Here is a 20,469-nt window from a genome sequence, read left to right on the forward strand (position 1 = left end):
CAACGACCCTCCATCTAAATTATTCATTATTATTTTCCGTCTCTTGTGCAGATTCGGACTCTGGCTCTTGAACGCTTTCTGCCTGATTAACATCCTGAGTTCTCTCAATTCCTGCCGATTGCAGGGCCTTCGTAATAAATTCGTTTTCATTCACTTCCACAACTCTTCCTTCTGTTGTTGCTGTTACAAAATGAATGTCTTCATTATTGACCGTAATCTTCCATGTCGGGGCGAATACTTGGATACCATTCGAATCCCCCTGAATTTGAGAGTGATAGCCTACTATCATATCAGTAATTTTATCTTCAGAGCTTATCTCTCCATTATCATATAACTGATATACGGCTTGAACAGGCTGAAGCAGTTCCGATTTCTCGCTTTCTTTTTCAATATCCCCAAGCCTGGTCTGATAATATCCCGTTATTTCACCATTTTCAACTAAAAACATCAGTAGTCCGCTTTCATTGAAATAAATCGTACTATTATTGCTTTTTTGAAAAAACAAAATGACATCATGTTCGTCATTCTTACCCCAATAGGAATACTGATCATCGTAGATGACATAATCCTCTGCCTTAGCCATAATTGCTTCGCCGTCATCCTCCTCCCCAATCGGAATCGGTTCCTTTAGTTTTACATAAAGTGAATTCGGATTTTGAGTATCCAGTTGGGGATCAACGCCTTCCATCGCTTCAAGGGCTTTCAAGTCTTCTTCCGTGAAATCCGCTCTCCTGCCGTTAATGAAAGCCATCGGAGGTTGTTCTTCTGGTATATCGGAGATATCGATATTTTCAAGGCTTAACTGCTCTGCAGCAGAAGTGTTCTCATCTAATTGTTCGAGCTCGGTATCATCGGTTTTGGTTAAAAATTGCTGCAGTAAGAAGAGATCCAGGATCAGAAAGCTCAGGATAAATAATGTTTTAATTTGCCCCCATTGCATCCTGATCCGCTCCTTTCGTTAATGGGATGGTCTCTAACTTTTCACTGATATTTTCCCATTTTCCATTTTGCTTAACATACCAGGCAGGCATCAAGGTATAAAAAATGTTCTGTTTTCCAGGGTTAGAAGGAATTAAACGATAACCGATGGATATATCCTGGATTTTCTCTTGATTGATAGATGGTGTATTTTCCAATACTTCTAAGACACTTTCACCGGAATCCAGGACAATCTTTCTTTCGTCCTCCTCCTGGGCATATACTTTCTTAATATCATACAAAGGGCGCTTATACCTGTATAACTCCTCCTGCCGATACTGGACAGTGATTTCTGATAATCGGCTTGGTGAAAGTACAGGGTAGCCATCGTAATCCATCCGATAAGATACCTGATGATTGGAAGTATCTAGATCAAACAAGTAATAATCATCTGTCCATCCTTTATGATTGTTGACCATTGCCATACTTTCAGAAATCAGTTCATAGTTATTCAGAAATGTCCCTTTTCCAAATAAGGCTCTTTCCAACCTCATGCTTTTTCCATCTTCTGCTATTATCATCTCACTGTCATAATCAGAAAAACTGGTTGTCCCATCACTACGTTTACTTTTTTTCACTCGGGAGACGTCATCAAAAAGGGCATGCAATAATGGTTCTACCTCTAAAGGGGTGACGGAAATGAAATGATCGGTCATTATCACTTCGTTTTTCGGTATAAAAATTCGTGTATTTTTATTTTCGTATTTAATCAATGCTTGTTTATTTTCTAAAGATTGATGTTGAGAGATTAAATTGGCAAATGCATCAGTAGCCTGTACCTGGGCACGAATGGCATTTTCTCCATCCTTGGATACGAACCTCACTTCGGTGATGGACTCTTTACTTTCATCCATAATAAAAAATATATGTTTGAAATTTCCGGCAGGAAGCCCTATTTCCTGCTCCTCTTCACTCACTGTAAAAATGCTGCTAAGTGTCTGGATTGGCAAACCAGTCGGAAATACTACTTCTGACATCACTTCCCCTTCTGGAAAACCATTTTTGGCAGGCTCAAAATTGTAAAGTGTCCAGTTTTGCATTTGCTGATAGAAGAGCGCTTCATCCTGAGATTTTTTAAAACCGTAATCGCCGGTCGAAGTATGAAAGACGATATTACTCGGCTGTATGATATCGGTCATCGTCTGTTCCAGCCCACCGACATCCGTGTTTACTCCCATATCATCTTCTACTCTGTCATGATTGGGCTGATAGTTCCATAAAGCAACGGTCAAAAACAAGCTGAGCATAATTAAAATAAATAATATGATAGATTTTAAGGTTTCAAAATTCATGTGCTACCCCTCCGCTTCTTTTTCACAAGCGGCAATGTAAAATGGATGGTGGTTCCTTTGTTTTCCTTGCTTTCTGCCCAGATTTGTCCATGGTGGGCTTCTATCATTTCCCGGGCAATAGCAAGGCCGAGCCCTGTGCCTCCAAGTTTCCGGGTACGGGCTTTATCGACACGATAGAATCGATCAAAAATCTTATCGACTTTTTCTGCTGGAATTCCCATCCCCTCATCCGAGACACTTATCTGAAGTTTGTTATTATATTTTTTGGTCCAAAAACGGATGGTTCCTCCTTCTGGAGAATACTTGATCGCATTGGAAATGATATTATCCATGACCTGCGTGATCTTATCTTTATCCATCCATACATATACCGCTTCCTTAGGAAGGTTTCTTTCAAAAGTAATGCCTTCCTCTTTGTTCATCTCGAAACGGTCGATGATATGATGATAAAACTCAGTGAATTCCACACGGTCTTTGAATAATTCATGCCCTTTGCTGTCCATTTTGGATAATTGCAGTAAGTCATTGACCAGGCGGATCATCCGCTCTGTTTCATTTTGAGTTACTTCCAAAAACCTTGGTGCAATCTCTTTATCCGTCCAGGCTCCTTCTGTCAACGCTTCTAAGTAACTTCTCATCGTAGTCAAAGGCGTGCGCAGTTCATGGGATACGTTCGAAACGAATTCCCTGCGTTCCCGCTCGACTTTCTCCTGCTCCGTTACATCGCTGATCACTGTTATGAACCCATTCATATTCTGTCGTTCATCTAACACATAAGAAAAGTTAGCCTTAAGGACCATATATTGTTCGTCTGTACTCATGTCGACCAGCATTGAACCGGTGTCCTGTACTTCTGAGATATCAGTAATCTGATCGTTAAGATCCAATACATCAAACAAAGATTGTCCTTGAACATCCTCAAAACTCTGGCCAATCAAATTCGATGCAGGCTTGTTCATCAAAGTGATAGCTCCGAGACGATCTGTTGCTATTACACCATCCGACATATTAGACAATACGGAACTAAGCTTCCTCCGCTCACCTTCTGTGGTGGCTTGAGCAAGCTGGATTTTATCATTTAAATCATTGAAGGTGACTGCCAATTGACCAATCTCATCGGATCCATAGACATTTACTTTTTGAGAAAAGTCACCAGCTGCCATTTTCTTGGCTTGTTTTCTCATTTCTGTAATCGGTCGTGTAATTGTCCTGGCAACCAGAATCCCAAGCAGGGCTGTAATAGTCAAAGAAATCAATGTACCCTTAGCAAATATTCCATTGATTTCACTCATCTGGGTATATATCTCATTCATTCTGGCTCTTAGATAAATAGCTCCGACGGTTTCATCATCTACGGTAATTGGGAAAGTCCGGACAAAGATCCGGTCATTATCTTCGTCGACAAAGATTTTATCCTTGGGATCACCTAACAACAAGGTACTTTGTACAAGGGAATCACGGGTTTTTTGCCCTACATTATCCTGCTGGTCATATTGTTGTCCGTAGGTAGCTAAAATACGGCTGTTTTTATCCACTACGAACAGCTCCTGGATGTCACTACTATCAAAGTCCCCCAGAATTCCCTGGACTTCTTCTTCTAATGTAACCTCATCATCCGTCCGTTCCATCTCATTCTCAAAAGCCTGGGTAAGACTGTAAGTAAGCCATTGAACGCGCTCATTGATTGAATTTTTAAAGTTCTGCTCTAAATTATTTTCCAAATTCTGTGCGAAATAAGCCCCAATCACTTGTATTCCTAACAACAGAAGCAAAATATAGACAAGGATGAGCTTTAATCGCACAGATTGGAAAAAACCGACTTTATTCATTAAAAACTACTCCTGCTCTGGATTACGTAAATAATAACCTACTCCACGGCGCGTGACGATCCACGTAGGATTACTTGGGTTCTCCTCGATTTTTTCTCTTAGTCTTCTTACTGTTACGTCTACAGTACGGACATCACCATAGTAGTCGTAACCCCATACTGTCTCCAGCAAATGTTCTCTCGTCATTACCTGTCCTGTATGTCTCGCCAGATAATGAAGCAGTTCGAATTCCCGGTGGGTCAATTCGATATAATCTCCATCGCGCGTTACTGTATAAGCGTCAGGGTGAATGACCAACCGGCCGATCTTGATGTCTTTCGACTGAGTTGCTTCGTCTTCCGGCTCCTGGAAGCGACGACGCAAATTCGCTTTGACCCGCGCGATCAGCTCCCGGTTATTGAAAGGCTTGGTCACATAATCATCAGCACCCAGCTCAAGGCCCAGGACCTTATCGATCTCTGAGTCTTTTGCCGTCAGCATGATAATCGGCATGTTATGTTTTTTACGGACTTCCCGGCAAACTTCATTCCCATCTTTATTTGGAAGCATGATATCAAGCAAAATCAAATCAGGATTTTCCTGATCAGCAAGCTCGATCGCTTCATCACCATCATAAGCACATACGACGGAATATCCTTCTTTTTCTAAGTTGAATTTCAAAATATCTGCAATTGGTTTTTCATCATCTACAACTAATATTTTTTGACTCATTCAATACACATCCCTTTTCCATCCGAGTTTGTGTTACTTTAGTTTATTTTAACTCATTTTAAATGAATTGTCTTTTTAAGCCAAAGACTTACTCTTACAATAACATAGCCGCGCTGCAAATACTTGCGCGCGGCTATTATTTCAACTATCCAATTTATTTTGAAACATAACTTAAAGGGTTTACCGGTGAACCATTCTTATGCACTTCAAAGTGCAAGTGGACTCCTGTAGATTGACCTGTGGTGCCCATCACTCCGATTTTATCCCCAGCAGCTACTTTTTGTCCTTTGCTGACACTGAGGGAACTCATGTGAGAGTAGGTGGTCACATACCCATTTTTATGATCGATTTTTACTTGGTTCCCATAGCCACCGTTATTGAACTGAGCATAAGTGACAACGCCGCCGTCAGCTGCTTTGATGGTTCTGTCACTTACCCCGGCAATATCGATACCATCATGGGATTCACCCCAGCGCGGTCCCATCTTACTTGTGATTGTGCCACCGACAGCAGGCCAGGAGAAGATACCATCACCTTGAGCAGGCTTCTCTTTGGTGCCTTTTAAGATAATTTCTTTGACTGGTTCTTTTACCGTTTTTTCATCAAGCTTTTTGGTTTCCGTTGTTTCCCCGTTTACTTTGGTTACGGAATAATGGATTTCTTTTTTTCCATCTTCCCCTTTTTGTTCTACTTTTGTCTCGCCCTCATATAAGTCGTCTGTACGTTTCGTTTCCGTATCATGGGCAATCGAGGCTTCCTTGATTTCTTCTTCTTTCACAATCACTTCCAAATAAGGACGCTGTTCTGTTACTTTTAATGTTTCATTTACCTCCAAATCGTCGGAGCTTTCAATATTGTGGTTAAGCTGCATAAATTTCTCTTCGGTCAGATCATACTCACTTGTTATCTCACTAATAGTGTCTCCCTTTTCCACAGTATGTTCTTTTTCAACCTTTTTTCCAGATTTTAAAAGTTCCACTGCTTCTTCTACGGTTGAAACTTTTTCCGGATTCACTTTAGCTTTGGAATGGGATATTTCCTTCGACAAGGAAATATCTACTACAGCAGGGTCTCCTTTTTTCACTTCTGGATTTTTTTCATTTTTCATGTTTGACTCTGCTTCTTTCAGGGTAGATTCATCCATGTATTCCAATTTGAATTGATGAATCGTCTCTTCTGCTTTCTCTTTAGAAGGAAGGTACGCGACCACATCACCATCCGCTTCTACGGTGAAAACTTTCGCTTGAATCGTCAATTCCTTATTGATTTTATCTGTTACTTCATCATTGTTATTGGATGGTTCGAACAGTTTCTCTGCAATGAAACTTACTTCCTTTGAAGTTGTAAGTTTCATACGTTCGTGTTTTTTTTCTGCTTTTTCGACAAGTTCCTCAATCTCACTTTCGACCATTTCCTTCTTATCAACAGCACCTATGTAGTCATCTCCTACATAAACATGGTAGATTGTGGATAGTTCGCCCTCAGCCTGCACTGAAGGATTTACCGAAAGCACTATACTGAACAAAAATGCAACAAATAACTTTCCCCAAAAACCTGAATAGCTTGACCTCCGCTTTTCGTTAAAACCTTTTCCCTTCACTATGTAAATCCTCCTAAGCTTTACCAAGTCAATTATTCTATCTTTCTCTCTAAATTGCTTAATAATTTTTTTCACTTCATTAATCTATCATAGGGTAGAAGGTTGTCGAAACAGGAAACCTGTATTTGTAATACACTTATAATTTTCATGGCAGATAACGGTAACATTGGCAACATTAGCTTAATTTCAAGATTTACGAGAATGTTGAAATATCAAGGTTTATAAGGGTAATTGTCGAAATATTTAACATTTTTGTTACAATCAGTTTTCAACCACGCAAAAAAGAGGCCTGAACAAATCCAGACCTCTTCTTCGCAGTGGCTTGGGACGGAATCGAACCGCCGACACACGGATTTTCAGTCCGTTGCTCTACCGACTGAGCTACCAAGCCTTAATAAAATAACGTTTTTCGTTTGTTTTCGACAACGTGGTTAATAGTATCACAAATATATTCATGATAGCAATAGTTTTTATATAATTCCCTTTAATTTAGTATGAGATTCTCCATAGCTTTTATAGTTGAACATACCTATCCAACAAAAAGAGAGCTGACATACCAGTCAACTCTCTTTATTATAGAAGTTTTAATCTGCGCTATATACGCTGCGAACTACATTGGTCTGGGAACGATCAGGCCCTACAGAGAAAATCGATAACGGGATACCCGTCAACTGAGAAACACGCTCCACATAATGTCGGGCGTTGGCTGGAAGCTCGTGAAGACTTTTTACTCCTGTGATATCCTCGGTCCAGCCTGGCATTTCTTCATAGACAGGCTCACATTCCGCCAACACTTTTAAGCTTGCCGGAAATTCTTCGATAACTTCCCCTTTATAGCGGTAAGCTGTGCAGATCTTTAACGTTTCGATCCCTGTCAGGACATCGATGGAATTCAAAGAAAGATCAGTGAGACCGCTGACTCGGCGGGCATGACGAACTACCACACTATCAAACCAGCCTACTCTTCGTGGCCGGCCAGTTGTTGTACCATATTCACGACCCACTTCACGGATCTGTTCTCCAATTTTATCGTCCAGCTCAGTAGGAAACGGTCCGTCACCGACTCGGGTGGTATATGCTTTGGAAACGCCGACGACATGCTTGATTTTAGTAGGACCGACACCTGAACCGATGGTCACCCCACCTGCAATTGGGTTAGAAGATGTAACAAATGGGTAGGTTCCCTGATCGATATCGAGCATTACTCCTTGGGCACCTTCAAACAAAACGCGGCGTCCTTCATCAAGATTATCATTTAATACCTTAGAAGTATCGCAGACATACTGCTTAATCTGCTGACCATACTCGTAATACTCTTCCAGGATATCTTCTACATTCATTCTATCGGTACCATATAACTTTTCAAAATGACGATTCTTCTCTTCCAGGTTCAGCGCAAGCTTTTCATGAAAAGCATCCTTATCCATTAAATCTGCGATACGAATGCCGACACGGGCCGCCTTATCCATATAAGCAGGGCCTATTCCTTTTTTGGTTGTTCCTATTTTATTGGCGCCTTTTTCTTCTTCCTGTAACTCATCTAACTTCAGATGATAGGGAAGAATCACATGGGCACGATTACTGATTCGCAAATTATCCGTAGAAACACCTTTATCATGTAAATATTCCAGTTCCGTGAGCAGAGCTTTAGGATCAATGACCATTCCATTTCCCAGAACGCATATCTTATCGTCAAAGAAAATACCAGATGGGATCAAGTGCAATTTATAGGTTACACCATCAAACTTAATTGTATGCCCTGCATTATTACCGCCTTGATAACGAGCAACTACTTCGGCGTTTTGTGATAAAAAGTCCGTAATTTTACCTTTTCCTTCATCTCCCCATTGGGTTCCGACTACAACTACTGAAGACATAAGGCACCTCCGCCAATCATTAAATTTATTGTTTATATTTTCTGTAGACACTCGTAAGTTTACCAATAGAACAGAGTTTCGTCAATGTAATAACCGAACATTAAATATACATTAAAAATATTCGTTCGTGATTTTAATAGGGTATATCGACTTTTATCGACATTAGACCACTATTTAATGGACACCCAGTCCAGATATTTGTTGTCAAACGCAGTATTTATTGGCTGATTTTATTATATTCTGGCAAAATTTCAGATTGAATGGCTTTTTTCTCTCAATATTAGCTAGTAGCAGGGCAGACGGATTCTCCTGTAAAACAAATAGGGTAAGTCCCAGCAGCTTTACTCAGCTTGGACTTACCCTTTTTATCAGGCTGGCGGTATATCGCTCTCCTGATAACGGTGATCAAGATCCACGAACTTGTTATATTGTTTTACGAACGCAAGCTCTACGGTGCCAACCGGGCCGTTACGCTGCTTGGCAAGAATAATTTCAATATTATTATTCTCTGATTCTTGTTCATAGTAGTCTTCACGATATAAGAAACCGACGATATCGGCATCCTGCTCGATACTTCCTGATTCACGAAGGTCGGACATCATTGGCCGTTTATCCTGACGTGATTCTACCCCTCGGGAAAGCTGGGATAAAGCGATTAAGGGTACATTCAGTTCACGGGCCAGCCCTTTCAGGGATCTGGAAATCTCGGAAACTTCCTGCTGCCTGTTTTCTTTGGAATTGGCACTTCCCTGAATCAACTGGAGATAGTCGATCAATATCATGCCAAGCCCATGTTCCTGTTTCAGACGCCGGCATTTTGACCTGATATCACTGACCCGGATACCTGGTGTATCATCAATGTATATACCTGCGTTAGACAGACTTCCCATCGCCATCGTCAGCTTACCCCAATCTTCCGCTTCAAGATTTCCGGTACGGAGCCTCTGGGCGTCGATATTGCCTTCAGCGCAAAGCATACGGGACACAAGCTGATCCGCTCCCATCTCCAGACTGAAAATCGCTACGTTTTCCTCCGTATTGATTGCAACGTTTTGAGCAATATTCAACGCAAATGCTGTCTTACCCATAGAAGGACGGGCAGCGACAATGATTAAATCATTCCGCTGGAAACCGGAGGTGATTTTATCTAAATCACGATAACCCGTAGGAATACCGGTGACACCTTCGGAATTATTATGAAGCTGTTCGATATTATCATATACATCAATCAAAACATCCTTGATGTTCTTGAATGATCCTGAATTTTTCCTTTGGGAAACATCAAGGATATTCTTTTCCGCATCATTCAGGACACTATCGACATCTTCTTCGTCCGAATAGCCGGTAGTTACGATGTCTGTAGCTGTCTTTATCAGTCGTCTCAGTATCGCTTTTTCATCAACGATCCTGGCATAGTATTCAATATTAGCGGCAGTCGGAACAGAGTTAGCTAAATCACTCAGATAAGAGACACCGCCAACTTCTTCCAGCACCTTGGCATTGGATAAGGCAGTTGTCACGGTAACAAGATCAATCGGTTCTCCTCTGTCAGATAATGTTAACATCACTTCAAAAATACGCTGGTGGCTTGCCCGGTAAAAATCATCAGGCAACAATTTCTCGGATGCAGTCGACATAGCTTCAGGCTCTAAAAAGATCGCACCGAGGACCGCCTGCTCGGCTTCGACGTTATGAGGCGGGGTGCGATCATTCCATAATTCACTCACATGCTGTTCCTCCCTTTAGAAGAAAAAAGGATGGCATTATTGTTCTTCCACGTGCACCTTGATGGTACCTGTAACTTCCGGATGAAGTTTAACAGGAACATTCGTATAACCAAGGGTGCGAATTGGATTGTCTAATTCGATTTTACGTTTATCGATTTTGATTTTGTGGGTCTTCTTCAATTCATCAGCAATTTGCTTGCTTGTAATCGAACCGAATAGACGCCCGCCATCACCGGATTTAGCTGTCAGCTTCACTTCCAGACCGGCTAATGTTTCCTTCAGTTTTTCTGCTTCTTCTAATTCCTGCTGTTCGAGTTGTTTCTCTTTATTTTTCTTTGCTTTCAATTCTTTCATATTGCCAGGAGTCGCTTCTTTAGCCAGATTATTTTTCAACAGATAGTTACGTGCGTAACCATCAGATACATTCTTCACTTCGCCTTTTTTACCTTTTCCTTTTACGTCTTCTGTAAAGATAACCTTCATTCTGATGTTCCCCCTTCAAAATATTCATCAATAATATCTTGTAACAATGCTTTCGCATCGCTTATGGTGGTATCTTCAAGTTGAGTAGCGGCATTTGTCAGGTGACCACCGCCATTCATACGTTCCATGACCACCTGTACGTTGACATCCCCAAGAGAGCGGGCACTGATACCGATACGACCATCTTTTCGTTCCGATATGACAAAGGAAGCAACGACACCACTCATCGTCAGTAAAGTATCTGCTGCTTGCGCAATCAATACCGGACCATAAGATTCACCTTCATTTCCAGTAGCAATGGCGACTCCATCCCTATAAATAGTTGCCCGTTCAATCAATTGACTGCGTCGTACGTAGACATTCAAGTCTTCTTTCATGAATTTCTGCACCAGTACGGTATCCGCACCTTTGGAACGAAGATAGGAAGCTGCATCAAACGTACGCGATCCCGTACGCAAGGTGAAACTCTTGGTATCGACAATAATTCCCGACAGTAAGGCTGTCGCTTCGAGCATCGAAAGCTTAAGTTTCTTCGGCTGGTACTCCAATAGTTCCGTCACTAACTCAGCAGTAGAGGAAGCATAAGGCTCCATATAGACAAGCGTCGGATCAGAAATGAACTCTTCCGCTCTGCGGTGGTGATCGATCACTACCACATGCTCGGTCTTACTTAAGAGTTTTTCTTCTACAACCATCGAAGGCTTGTGGGTATCGACCACTACCAGGAGAGTTTCATTCGTTACCACATCCATGGCATCTTCCCGTGAAATGAATTTCGCCCAAAGTTCTTCATCATCTTTCACTTCTTCGATCATTTTGTCGACACCAGTATCGATTTCATCTTCGTCCATGACGATATGGCCTTCCTTATCATTCGCCTGGGCAATCTTCAAAATGCCGATTGCCGCACCGACCGCATCCATATCAGGTGCCTTATGTCCCATAATCAAAACACGGTCACTCTCTTTGACTAATTCTTTCAAAGCATGTGAAATGACCCTGGCACGTACACGTGTACGCTTCTCCATCGGATTTGTTTTCCCGCCATAAAAACGGACTTTACCGGTATCATCCTTGATTGCAACCTGGTCACCGCCTCGTCCTAAAGCAAGATCCAGACTTGACTGGGCTAATTCCCCCAGTTCAGGCAAGCTGACCGGACCGACACCAATACCATAACTTAACGTCAACGGGACATTTTGATTGGAAATCAATTCCCGTACTTCATCTAATATCTCAAACTTGGATTTCTCCAATTGATACAGGATCTCTTGATTCATCACCGCTACAAAGCGCTCTTGCGATGTTCTTTTCAAATAGATCCCATATTCGTTCGACCACTTATTGAGAATGGAAGTGACCTGGGAGTTGAGATGGCTTTTAGCAGTGTCATCCATCCCCTGCGTAATCTCTTCATAGTTATCCAGAAATATGATCGATAATACAGTCTGTTCATTCTGGTAAAGATCCTGGATTTCGGTCTGCTTCGTCCGGTCGAATAAATACAAAAGACGTTCATCTTTTTTGATGAAAACCTGGAATTCGTAGTCCTTCAGTGTAATCCATGCTTCCTTTTTATCCTCTTTAATACAAGTAATCAAGTCGTCAGATAAATTCTGGAGCGATTGACCGACCAATGTCTCTTCATCACCAGCAAAATCATTCATATAGGGGTTCGTCCATTCCACACGATACTCTTCACTGAACAGGACAATCCCCAATGGCATCTCTAATAGCGCTTCCTCCCCGACTTTTTTCACCCGGTAGGAAAGTGTGGTGATGTATTCCTCGGTTTCATTGATCATGTTCTGTTCTGCCCGGACCGTATAATAAATGGAGGCAGCCAGAAGCAGGGTCATCAATAAACCGAGCGACCATTGGTAATACCAAATGAAAGCAAGCAAAACGATGGACAGCGAATAAATGATCCAAAAGTGTCTGCTTATCTTTGGTTTTTTAACAAATTTCGTCATGAATGTCAGCTCCTACAATCAATATCCACGCATTCATTTATCTTTTTTTAAGCGATTCCGCATCGAAAATCCTAAATCAATTATACCTAAGATTCTTACAAGATAAAGCAGAACTGTTGGTAAAAGCATGGTTAAAATAATAGTAAAAACAGGAATTGCTTTGGATAGCTTTTTTACATGGGTATAGTAGAAAATGAAAGCAAAACCCTGAAGGGCTATCAATAATCCCGTAACAATAAAGATATTAATCGCTGCCAGGTACAGCATACTTTCTGTATCTGAATTGATCCATGTGAAAATCATTCCAAAGAAATAGTACCATAATATCGATGTCGGTAATTTAAAGTCTCTGAATTTAGCAAACTTCAACTGCTTTTGTTCCATTCTATTCAGAATTTTATAGCTCAGCAACTGGCTGATGAATGCCAAAACAAGTGCCATGATCGCAAATAGGCTTGGAATAATATCAGGAAATTGATTCACTTGCTCCTGAAGTGCCTGCATTTGCTCTTCTGTTGCTTCGTTTTCGCCGATTACGTTGTCCATCATTCCCTCTGTCATCGCAAAGGATTCATCGAGCATCGTGTTGATTTCATCGATCCAATTGACTCCAAACAACATTTGCGTCACCAGAAAGACAGATACTAAGCCTAACAGGAATCCAACGGTCCCAGTCGCGAGCGTTTCATATGGTGAACGCTTTTTATGGAGGGACAGGCCTGTAAATAGTCCTCCAACTCCCGCCAGTAAGGTGATTGGCAAGGAATAAATGGTTGCTGCCAATAAAGAGAGTAGGACAGCAGTCAACAACATGAAAGCACCTGGTTTGAAACCATGTCGATAACTATATATGATAAAAGGAACAGGTAAAGCAAAGAATACCAATATTCCAATAAACGGGACAAAAACGTTTATCAATAACATTATCAGATAAACACCAGTCATTAAAGCCCCATCTGTAATTTGTTTGGACCCCATCATTTTCCATGACACTCCATTCTCTCTCTACACACAGTAATATTCTGTATCTTTTTTGTGCATTCCTCTGATTAAAGTACCATTTCATTCTAACACGTTTCTTCTTGTTACAATAATTAAATACACCAATGCATGGTAGCTCTTCTTTCTGTTTAAAGGTAATACCTCTTGCCTTTGCTGTTAACGTAATAGTTTGATAAGATTAGTCCAACCCAAATCAGAGGAGGAGAACCATGCGGACAGATTATCATGTACATATGCATGAGACAGGCGATTTTTCAACGGAATATTTAAAAGAATATCTAGCTAAAGCTCAAGAAAAAGGAATTGAGGAATTAGGAATATCCGAACATGCATACTTCTTTAATGAAACCAAAAACATTATATCCAATCCCTGGATCGATAACCGTCGTGGTCTTGATTTCAAAGATTACCAGGCTTTATTCGACAAGGCGGAAGATGAGGGGCTCTCTGTGAAAATGGGGATTGAAATGGACTATACACCAGGTAAAGAAGCTGAAATGAAAGCATTCATCGAATCTCATCCATTTGATTATGTTATTGGTTCTGTTCATTGGATTGGTGATTGGGGTATCGACCTGGCTACTTTCCGTGAAGAATACGAAAAACGGGACATCAAGGAAGCTTATCGGCAATATTTCGATCAAGTCGTCACACTTGCGGAATCGAATTTGTTTGATTTCGTCGGACATATCGACCTGATTAAAATATTTTCCTATTGGCCCGACGATAAAGACTTCCTGTACGAACAATATGACCGTGCTGTTAAGGCACTGGCAGAGTCAGGCACCTGTATTGAAATAAGTACAGCGGGGCTCAGAAAACCTGTGGGAGAAATTTACCCGGACCCTGTGTTATTGAAAAAATGCTATGAAGCCGGTGTAGGCATCGTTTTGTGTTCGGATGCTCATAAACCGGATCATGTCGGATATGAATATGACAAATCTATCGAACTGGCTCGCTGGGCCGGTTATGAGGAAGTCCGCATATTTTCACAACGCACTTCCAAGAGTGTACCGCTGGACTAAAAAAATACCCACCAAAAGAGGATAGGCTTTCCTCCAAGGTGGGTATTTTTTATAGTTGTAAACTATGGACTTGGCGAACTTCTTCCATTTGGCTGATTTTATTTGTACACGTCTTTTCAAGCGGTTTATCGACAGTCAAAACCATGACAGCGTGTCCGCCAAGGTCGGTACGTCCCACCTGCATGGTTGCAATATTAATATCATCTTCAGCTAATAAGTTACCGACTTTACCGATTGCCCCAGGCTTATCATGGTGACGTATTACCACAAGGTTACCCGCCGGAAGTACATCGACAGAATATTGATCAAGCTTTACAATCCTAGGTCCAAGCCCGTTCAATAACGTACCTGAAACTGATCTCGTCTCTTCATTGGTCTGTATTTCTACGGTAATTAAATTAGTGAAGCCACGGGAATGGGTAGTCTTTTGTTCATTAATGATAATACCTCGTTCATCAGCTGCCATAAAGGCATTAACTTCATTGATCCGCGACCCGAGATGGAGCCGCAAAATCCCCTTCACCGTATTCCTTGTCAGTGGATTGGTTTGGTGGTCTACCAGCTCACCCGCATAATAAATATTGATTTTCTCCAATACTCCCCTGGTCAAATGCGATATGAATTGCCCCAGCTTTTCTGACAATGTGAAATAAGGAGCCAGTTGATCCATTACTTCTTCGGAAACAGAGGCGATATTCACTGGATTCCGGGCATTACCATCACGCAGAATATGAACGATATCCTTACTGACATCAACAGCGACGTTTTCCTGGGCTTCAATCGTGCTCGCTCCTAAATGAGGCGTAGCAATGACTTCATCCAGTTCCAGCAGCTTATGACCGATGGCAGGTTCTTCTTCGAATACATCCAGCGCAGCACCTGCAATCTGCTTATCAACAAGGGCGTCATATAAGGCGTCTTCATCAATGATTCCGCCACGGGAACAGTTGACGATTCTCGCTGATGGCTTCATCAGTTGGAAGGCCTCCCGGTCAATCATGTGTCTCGTTTCTTCCATTAATGGTGTATGGAGCGTAATAAAATCACCTGTTTTTAGAACTTCCTCTACACTACCGTATTCAACGCCCATTTTCTCAGCCTTCTCTTTCGTCAGGAATGGGTCATAAGCGATAACATTCATCCGCTGACCTTTCGCACGACGGGCTACCTCCGCTCCAATCCGGCCAAGGCCTATAATGCCGAGGGTCTTATCTTTCAGTTCGACGCCAATCATCGCTTTTCTTTCCCATTTATCTTTACGTAACAGGTTATAGGCCTGTGGAATATTCCGAGCTAAAGACATTAGCATGGCCATCGTATGTTCAGCAGCTGAGATGGTATTTCCATCTGGAGCATTGACGACTATCACTCCATGTTCGGTTGCTGCATCTAAATCAATATTATCCACTCCGACGCCCGCTCGTCCAATCACTTTCAAATTCGGCGCCGCTTCGACAATTTCCCGGGAAATACGCGTTTGACTCCGTACAATCAAAGCATCCACATCATTCACTTTTTCTAAAAGTTCTTCATGCTGCATCCCCGGGGTATTGATAACCTCAATATCTTCTGCATCCTTCAATGGTGTGAGACCCTCTTCACTTAAGGGGTCACAAATCAACACACGAAAACTCATTAGCCTGTCTCCTTTCATTCCTGTACCGGATTTCCCTTCAGTAATTTCCATCACTAAAGTAAATAATATTTTCTATCCTAACAAACCATCCCTATTTGTCAATCTATTCAAACAACTCCTTTTTCTTTCTAAGCGCTTACATGGTTTTCATTGCAACATTATACTTTTTTTATTGATGGTTGATTTTAAAAAAGGCATATTCAACTATATGGCCGGATTATGGAAGACTCAGTTTCAAGATAAGGGGTTCTTTATCATAAAAGCGTCAGGGGTGGTTTGGAAACTACTCGCTTTCCTGCGGGGGACCTGGCGAGCTTCCTCGGGCTATCGCCCTGTGGGATCTCGCCTAACTCCTTCTCCCGCGGGAGTCTCGCAGTTTCCCTACCACCCCATCCGAAGGATGGGAGAAACGAACCCCTGCATACATGAAGATGTCTTCCAAATTCACCGCCAAACAAGGCCTCTTTGTAGCTATTAGTATGATTGGATGACTCTGCTTGCCAATGTTTCCGTTTCTCTTATAGACGTAAGGAGGGCCGGGAAATTACGAGACTCCTATGGGAGGATAGGACATGGTGAGATCCCGCAAGGCGGAGCCTGAGGAAGCTCACCGTCCGCCCATGGAAAGCGAGTGATTTCCCGGCCCTCCAAACCGTTACTATCGTAACGGAAACAATGTATCTCGAAACTGAGTCTTCTGCAATTGGGAGCTTAACTGTAAGATGATTTTTTCCAGAGGCAAAAATAAAAAACCTCTGACAGAAGGATAAATCCTTCGTCAGAGGTTTTGGTTGCTTACTCGGTTACGTATGGCAATAGAGCCATCGTACGAGCACGCTTGATTGCTTTTGTCAATTTACGTTGATACTTAGCAGAAGTTCCAGTTACACGGCGAGGAAGAATCTTTCCACGCTCAGAAACGAAACGTCTTAGCAAGTCAACATCTTTATAATCGATGTGTGTAATTCCGTTCGATGTGAAGAAACACACTTTTCTGCGCTTTGCGCGACCGCGACGTGCCATGTGACATTCCCTCCTTACTTAATTTTAGAATGGTAGATCATCGTCTGATATATCTATTGGTTCCCCACTATCTGCGAATGGGTCATCATTTCGGCTGTTATTATTGTTTTGGTTGTTTTGGTTTCCACCAAAGTCATTTTGACGAGGATTCTGATTTTGCTGGAATCCAGATGAACCTTGTCCTCCTCCTTGAGAAGAACCTTTGGTTTCCAGGAACTGTACGCTGTCTGCCACAACTTCTGTGACAAATACACGCTTTCCTTCCTGGTTTTCAAAACTCCGGGATTGCAATCTTCCATCGACACCTACGAGGCTTCCTTTGTTCATGAAGTTCGCGAGGTTCTCGGCAGCGCGTCTCCAAACGACACAGTTGATGAAGTCAGCGTCACGATCACCTTGCTGGTTGGAAAAAGGACGATTGACCGCGATGGTGAAGTTGGCAACTGCCACCCCGTTTGGTGTATAGCGTAGGTCCGGATCCCTCGTTAATCTGCCGACTAATACGACACGATTTAACATCAGAATCACTCCTTATTGATCATCTTCGCGTACAGCAATATGACGGATAATATCATCAGAGAACTTCGCTTGACGATCGAACTCGTTGATAGCGTCACGATCACCTTTGAAGTTGATCGTTACATAGATACCGTCACGGTAGTCGTTGATTTCATAAGCAAGACGACGCTTGCCCAGCTCTTCAACTTTTTCAACCTCCGCGCCATTATCAGAAAGGATACCATTAAAACGCTCAACTAGTGATGTTTTAGCTTCCTCCTCGATGTTTGGGCGGATGATGTACATGATTTCATAATTTCTCATCCGTTTTCACCTCCTTGTGGACTTAGCGGCTCCTTCACATGAAAGGAGCAAGGAGTAATTTATCGTTAATTACTCACAATGTTGTATTATACCAAACGATCTATCAAAAAACAACAGTATTTAACGTGGGAAACGGAATCTACGCTTATACATTGAAACGGAAGTGGATGACATCGCCATCTTTGACGAGATATTCTTTTCCTTCGAGACGGACTTTTCCTTTTTCACGAGCGGCTCCCATGGTTCCTGCCTCAACAAGATCTTCGTAGGATACGGTCTCTGCACGGATGAAGCCCCGTTCAAAATCAGTATGAATGATTCCGGCTGCCTGAGGTGCTTTCATTCCAAGCGTAAACGTCCACGCTCTTACCTCTTGCTCACCAGCTGTGAAATAGGTTGCCAGTCCAAGTAAATTGTAGGTTGCCTTGATCAATTGGTCCAAACCTGATTCAGCAATGCCAAGGTCATCGAGAAATTCCTGTTTTTCTTCGCCATCAAGTTCGGCAATCTCAGATTCTATTTTTGCACAGACAACAATTACTTCTGCATTTTCATTAGCAGCATATTCGCGGATTTTTTCTACTTGAGGGTTGTCCGCTTCGGTGCCGATTTCGTCTTCACTGACATTGGCCACATACAGGATAGGCTTGATAGTCAGCAGATGAAGTCCTTTGACAATCTTCAATTGCTCTTCTGTAAAATCGACCGCGCGGGCAGGCTGTTCTTCCTCAAATGCGTCTTTCAATTTTGATAGCACATCATATTCTGCTACCGCTTCTTTATCTTTTTGGCGGGCCATCTTGGCAACACGGTCCATACGCTTCGAAACGGTTTCTAAATCAGCGAGGATCAGTTCTAAATTGATTGTTTCGATGTCACTGATAGGGTCGACCTGGCCGGATACGTGCGTGATATTCTCATCCTGAAAGGCACGCACTACGTGACAGATGGCATCTACCTGACGAATATGGGATAGAAACTGGTTCCCTAACCCTTCGCCTTTACTCGCACCTTTGACAATACCTGCGATATCCGTGAATTCAAAAGCAGTCGGTATAGTTTTTTTCGGTTTGACAAGTTCCGTAAGTTTATCCAGACGAGCGTCAGGTACCTCCACAATGCCGACATTCGGATCTATAGTACAAAACGGGTAGTTGGCAGACTCTGCGCCTGCTTGTGTAATTGCGTTAAATAACGTCGATTTGCCTACGTTGGGCAAGCCGACGATTCCTGCTGTTAATGCCATAAAAGACTTTCACTCCTTAAGGGTTTGCATACATGTACGTTAGTCATCCCAATTATAAGTTACTGCCTGACTAAAACACAAGTAGCATAAAAATAGAAAACAAGGGTGATGACAACCCTTGTTTTTAAAAAATCATCGTTTGATAATGAAATTTTCCGAAACAGATTACTATACAATTTCCTTTATTCGGTATCCGCTCTTTCCAATACACGTTTCATTTTCGTTTCAAAACGGCGGCGGGGGAGTAAGGCGCTATGGTCGCAGCCCATGCATTTGATTCGGATATCAGCACCCATTCGGATGATTTTCCAACGGTTCTCCCCACATGGATGGGGTTTTTTCATTTCAACAATATCATTCAATTGAAAGTCTTTCTTAGCCATGGCCCTTCTTCCTCCATTCCATTATACGTTCTGTTCTGATTCGGTTTCATGTCTGGAATACATGACAAGTCTTGGGAAAGGTATTTCAATGCCTTTCTCGTCCAGGCGATTCTTGATTTCTTTTCTGATCGCACGCCCTACCGCCCAATGTTCCATCGGGTAAGTTTCCGCAATCACCCGCATCTGCACATCTGATGCTGCTAAATTTTGAATCCCAAGTAATTCTGGGGTTGTCACCATCATTTCATATTTTTCAGGCAGCTCTTCCAGGAGTTCGGCGATCACTCTTTCTGCCTGGTCGACATCCTCTTCATAAGCAATGCTGATATCCACCACCGCTATACTATTATGAATAGAATAGTTTGTCACTTGGGTAATAGCTCCATTCGGTATAATATGAAGCTCTCCTGTCCAGCTTTTTATTTTGGAAGTACGGAGCCCGATTTCTTCCACAAATCCTTCAATACCGGAAATTCTCACGAAGTCGCCTACGGAAAACTGATCTTCGAAAATGATGAAAAAACCGGTAATGACATCCCGCACAAGATTTTGCGCACCAAAACCAATAGCCAGACCGGCGACCCCTGCACCTGCAAGTAATGCACCAATATTGAATCCAAATGTTTCCAGTATCATGATAAGCGCATATAAGTAGACAATATAGGTTAATGTGTTTTCTACCAGTTTGACAAGGGTTGCTTCTCTTCTTTTCGGGATACTGAAAGGTCCTCTTCTTTTTTCACTAAAATATCTAAGGACAATTTTTTTAGCAACTTTTATAATCGTCAAGGAAACGACTACAATCAAGATAATCCGGAAAAAACCTTTAGTCATGGCTATCCAGACATCCGGCTGCATAATG

Annotated in this window: 18 protein-coding genes and 1 tRNA gene; 1 reads left to right on the forward strand and 18 read right to left on the reverse strand. The window is 42.1% G+C overall.

The annotated features are described in order from the left end of the window. Positions 1 to 19: 19 nt before the first annotated feature. From P855_RS0115620 to P855_RS0115670, 11 genes are all read right to left on the reverse strand, one after another. Positions 20 to 940, reverse strand: coding sequence for a two-component system regulatory protein YycI (locus P855_RS0115620; protein ID WP_028784448.1), 921 nt, complete (start codon positions 938 to 940; stop codon positions 20 to 22). Then, the gene (locus P855_RS0115625) at positions 921 to 2,270 is read right to left on the reverse strand and encodes a YycH family regulatory protein (RefSeq protein ID WP_028784449.1); all 1,350 of its coding nucleotides are present in this window, start codon (positions 2,268 to 2,270) and stop codon (positions 921 to 923) included. The genes P855_RS0115620 and P855_RS0115625 overlap by 20 nt, the downstream gene beginning before the upstream one ends. Then, on the reverse strand, positions 2,267 to 4,099 hold the full coding sequence (walK, locus tag P855_RS0115630) for a cell wall metabolism sensor histidine kinase WalK (protein WP_028784450.1): 1,833 nt from the start codon (positions 4,097 to 4,099) through the stop codon (positions 2,267 to 2,269). Before walK ends, P855_RS0115625 begins: the two co-directional genes overlap by 4 nt. Before the next feature lie 6 nt (positions 4,100 to 4,105). Further along, complete coding sequence (yycF, locus tag P855_RS0115635; protein ID WP_028784451.1) at positions 4,106 to 4,810, reverse strand: response regulator YycF; 705 nt, start codon at positions 4,808 to 4,810, stop codon at positions 4,106 to 4,108. Positions 4,811 to 4,964: 154 nt separating this feature from the next. Next, entirely contained in the window at positions 4,965 to 6,410 is a 1,446-nt protein-coding gene (locus tag P855_RS21155) for a M23 family metallopeptidase (RefSeq protein WP_037986125.1), read from the reverse strand. Between the two features lie 318 nt (positions 6,411 to 6,728). Beyond that, positions 6,729 to 6,801 (reverse strand) — tRNA-Phe (locus P855_RS0115645). A gap of 193 nt (positions 6,802 to 6,994) precedes the next feature. Next, positions 6,995 to 8,287, reverse strand: coding sequence for an adenylosuccinate synthase (locus P855_RS0115650; protein ID WP_028784452.1), 1,293 nt, complete (start codon positions 8,285 to 8,287; stop codon positions 6,995 to 6,997). Between the two features lie 368 nt (positions 8,288 to 8,655). Next, entirely contained in the window at positions 8,656 to 10,014 is a 1,359-nt protein-coding gene (gene dnaB, locus P855_RS0115655) for a replicative DNA helicase (protein WP_028784453.1), read from the reverse strand. Between the two features lie 36 nt (positions 10,015 to 10,050). Continuing rightward, positions 10,051 to 10,497 carry a 50S ribosomal protein L9 gene (gene rplI / locus P855_RS0115660; protein ID WP_028784454.1) on the reverse strand — a complete coding sequence of 149 codons (447 nt, stop codon included), beginning with the start codon at positions 10,495 to 10,497 and terminating at the stop codon, positions 10,051 to 10,053. After that, positions 10,494 to 12,470: a DHH family phosphoesterase gene (locus P855_RS0115665; protein WP_028784455.1), complete on the reverse strand. Its 1,977-nt coding sequence runs from the start codon at positions 12,468 to 12,470 to the stop codon at positions 10,494 to 10,496. The genes rplI and P855_RS0115665 overlap by 4 nt, the downstream gene beginning before the upstream one ends. A gap of 33 nt (positions 12,471 to 12,503) precedes the next feature. Beyond that, positions 12,504 to 13,451: a YybS family protein gene (locus tag P855_RS0115670; RefSeq protein ID WP_028784456.1), complete on the reverse strand. Its 948-nt coding sequence runs from the start codon at positions 13,449 to 13,451 to the stop codon at positions 12,504 to 12,506. 230 nt (positions 13,452 to 13,681) lie between these two features. On the opposite strand from P855_RS0115670, the gene P855_RS0115675 reads away from it, so the two are divergent. Continuing rightward, entirely contained in the window at positions 13,682 to 14,497 is an 816-nt protein-coding gene (locus P855_RS0115675; protein ID WP_028784457.1) for a histidinol-phosphatase, read from the forward strand. Positions 14,498 to 14,546: 49 nt separating this feature from the next. On the opposite strand, the gene serA is transcribed toward P855_RS0115675, so the two are convergent. From serA to P855_RS0115710, 7 genes are all read right to left on the reverse strand, one after another. After that, positions 14,547 to 16,133, reverse strand: coding sequence for a phosphoglycerate dehydrogenase (gene serA, locus P855_RS0115680; RefSeq protein ID WP_028784458.1), 1,587 nt, complete (start codon positions 16,131 to 16,133; stop codon positions 14,547 to 14,549). A gap of 795 nt (positions 16,134 to 16,928) precedes the next feature. Then, entirely contained in the window at positions 16,929 to 17,156 is a 228-nt protein-coding gene (gene rpsR / locus P855_RS0115685; RefSeq protein WP_028784459.1) for a 30S ribosomal protein S18, read from the reverse strand. A 24-nt stretch (positions 17,157 to 17,180) separates the two neighbouring features. Then, a complete protein-coding gene (gene ssb / locus P855_RS0115690; protein ID WP_028784460.1) occupies positions 17,181 to 17,675 on the reverse strand; it encodes a single-stranded DNA-binding protein in 495 nt (164 codons plus the stop codon). Between the two features lie 12 nt (positions 17,676 to 17,687). Then, positions 17,688 to 17,978, reverse strand: a complete 291-nt coding sequence (rpsF, locus tag P855_RS0115695; protein ID WP_028784461.1) for a 30S ribosomal protein S6 — start codon at positions 17,976 to 17,978, stop codon at positions 17,688 to 17,690. A 145-nt stretch (positions 17,979 to 18,123) separates the two neighbouring features. Then, entirely contained in the window at positions 18,124 to 19,224 is a 1,101-nt protein-coding gene (gene ychF / locus P855_RS0115700; RefSeq protein WP_028784462.1) for a redox-regulated ATPase YchF, read from the reverse strand. 182 nt (positions 19,225 to 19,406) lie between these two features. Next, positions 19,407 to 19,607: a DUF951 domain-containing protein gene (locus tag P855_RS0115705; RefSeq protein WP_028784463.1), complete on the reverse strand. Its 201-nt coding sequence runs from the start codon at positions 19,605 to 19,607 to the stop codon at positions 19,407 to 19,409. A gap of 21 nt (positions 19,608 to 19,628) precedes the next feature. Continuing rightward, positions 19,629 to 20,465, reverse strand: a complete 837-nt coding sequence (locus tag P855_RS0115710) for a mechanosensitive ion channel family protein (RefSeq protein ID WP_051353279.1) — start codon at positions 20,463 to 20,465, stop codon at positions 19,629 to 19,631. Positions 20,466 to 20,469: the final 4 nt, after the last annotated feature.

It is taken from the genome of Thalassobacillus devorans MSP14 (assembly GCF_000496835.1).
Lineage (GTDB): Bacteria > Bacillota > Bacilli > Bacillales > Halobacillaceae > Thalassobacillus > Thalassobacillus devorans_B.

Excerpts from the sequence above, each read along its gene's own strand:
- P855_RS0115620 (WP_028784448.1), bottom strand. The coding sequence starts at position 940 with ATGCAATGGGGGCAAATTAAAACATTATTTATCCTGAGCTTTCTGATC.
- P855_RS0115625 (WP_028784449.1), bottom strand. The coding sequence starts at position 2,270 with ATGAATTTTGAAACCTTAAAATCTATCATATTATTTATTTTAATTATG.
- walK (WP_028784450.1), bottom strand. The coding sequence starts at position 4,099 with ATGAATAAAGTCGGTTTTTTCCAATCTGTGCGATTAAAGCTCATCCTT.
- yycF (WP_028784451.1), bottom strand. The coding sequence starts at position 4,810 with ATGAGTCAAAAAATATTAGTTGTAGATGATGAAAAACCAATTGCAGAT.
- P855_RS0115650 (WP_028784452.1), bottom strand. The coding sequence starts at position 8,287 with ATGTCTTCAGTAGTTGTAGTCGGAACCCAATGGGGAGATGAAGGAAAA.
- rplI (WP_028784454.1), bottom strand. The coding sequence starts at position 10,497 with ATGAAGGTTATCTTTACAGAAGACGTAAAAGGAAAAGGTAAAAAAGGC.
- P855_RS0115665 (WP_028784455.1), bottom strand. The coding sequence starts at position 12,470 with ATGACGAAATTTGTTAAAAAACCAAAGATAAGCAGACACTTTTGGATC.
- P855_RS0115670 (WP_028784456.1), bottom strand. The coding sequence starts at position 13,451 with ATGATGGGGTCCAAACAAATTACAGATGGGGCTTTAATGACTGGTGTT.
- P855_RS0115675 (WP_028784457.1), top strand. The coding sequence starts at position 13,682 with ATGCGGACAGATTATCATGTACATATGCATGAGACAGGCGATTTTTCA.
- serA (WP_028784458.1), bottom strand. The coding sequence starts at position 16,133 with ATGAGTTTTCGTGTGTTGATTTGTGACCCCTTAAGTGAAGAGGGTCTC.
- rpsR (WP_028784459.1), bottom strand. The coding sequence starts at position 17,156 with ATGGCACGTCGCGGTCGCGCAAAGCGCAGAAAAGTGTGTTTCTTCACA.
- ssb (WP_028784460.1), bottom strand. The coding sequence starts at position 17,675 with ATGTTAAATCGTGTCGTATTAGTCGGCAGATTAACGAGGGATCCGGAC.
- rpsF (WP_028784461.1), bottom strand. The coding sequence starts at position 17,978 with ATGAGAAATTATGAAATCATGTACATCATCCGCCCAAACATCGAGGAG.
- ychF (WP_028784462.1), bottom strand. The coding sequence starts at position 19,224 with ATGGCATTAACAGCAGGAATCGTCGGCTTGCCCAACGTAGGCAAATCG.
- P855_RS0115705 (WP_028784463.1), bottom strand. The coding sequence starts at position 19,607 with ATGGCTAAGAAAGACTTTCAATTGAATGATATTGTTGAAATGAAAAAA.
- P855_RS0115710 (WP_051353279.1), bottom strand. The coding sequence starts at position 20,465 with ATGCAGCCGGATGTCTGGATAGCCATGACTAAAGGTTTTTTCCGGATT.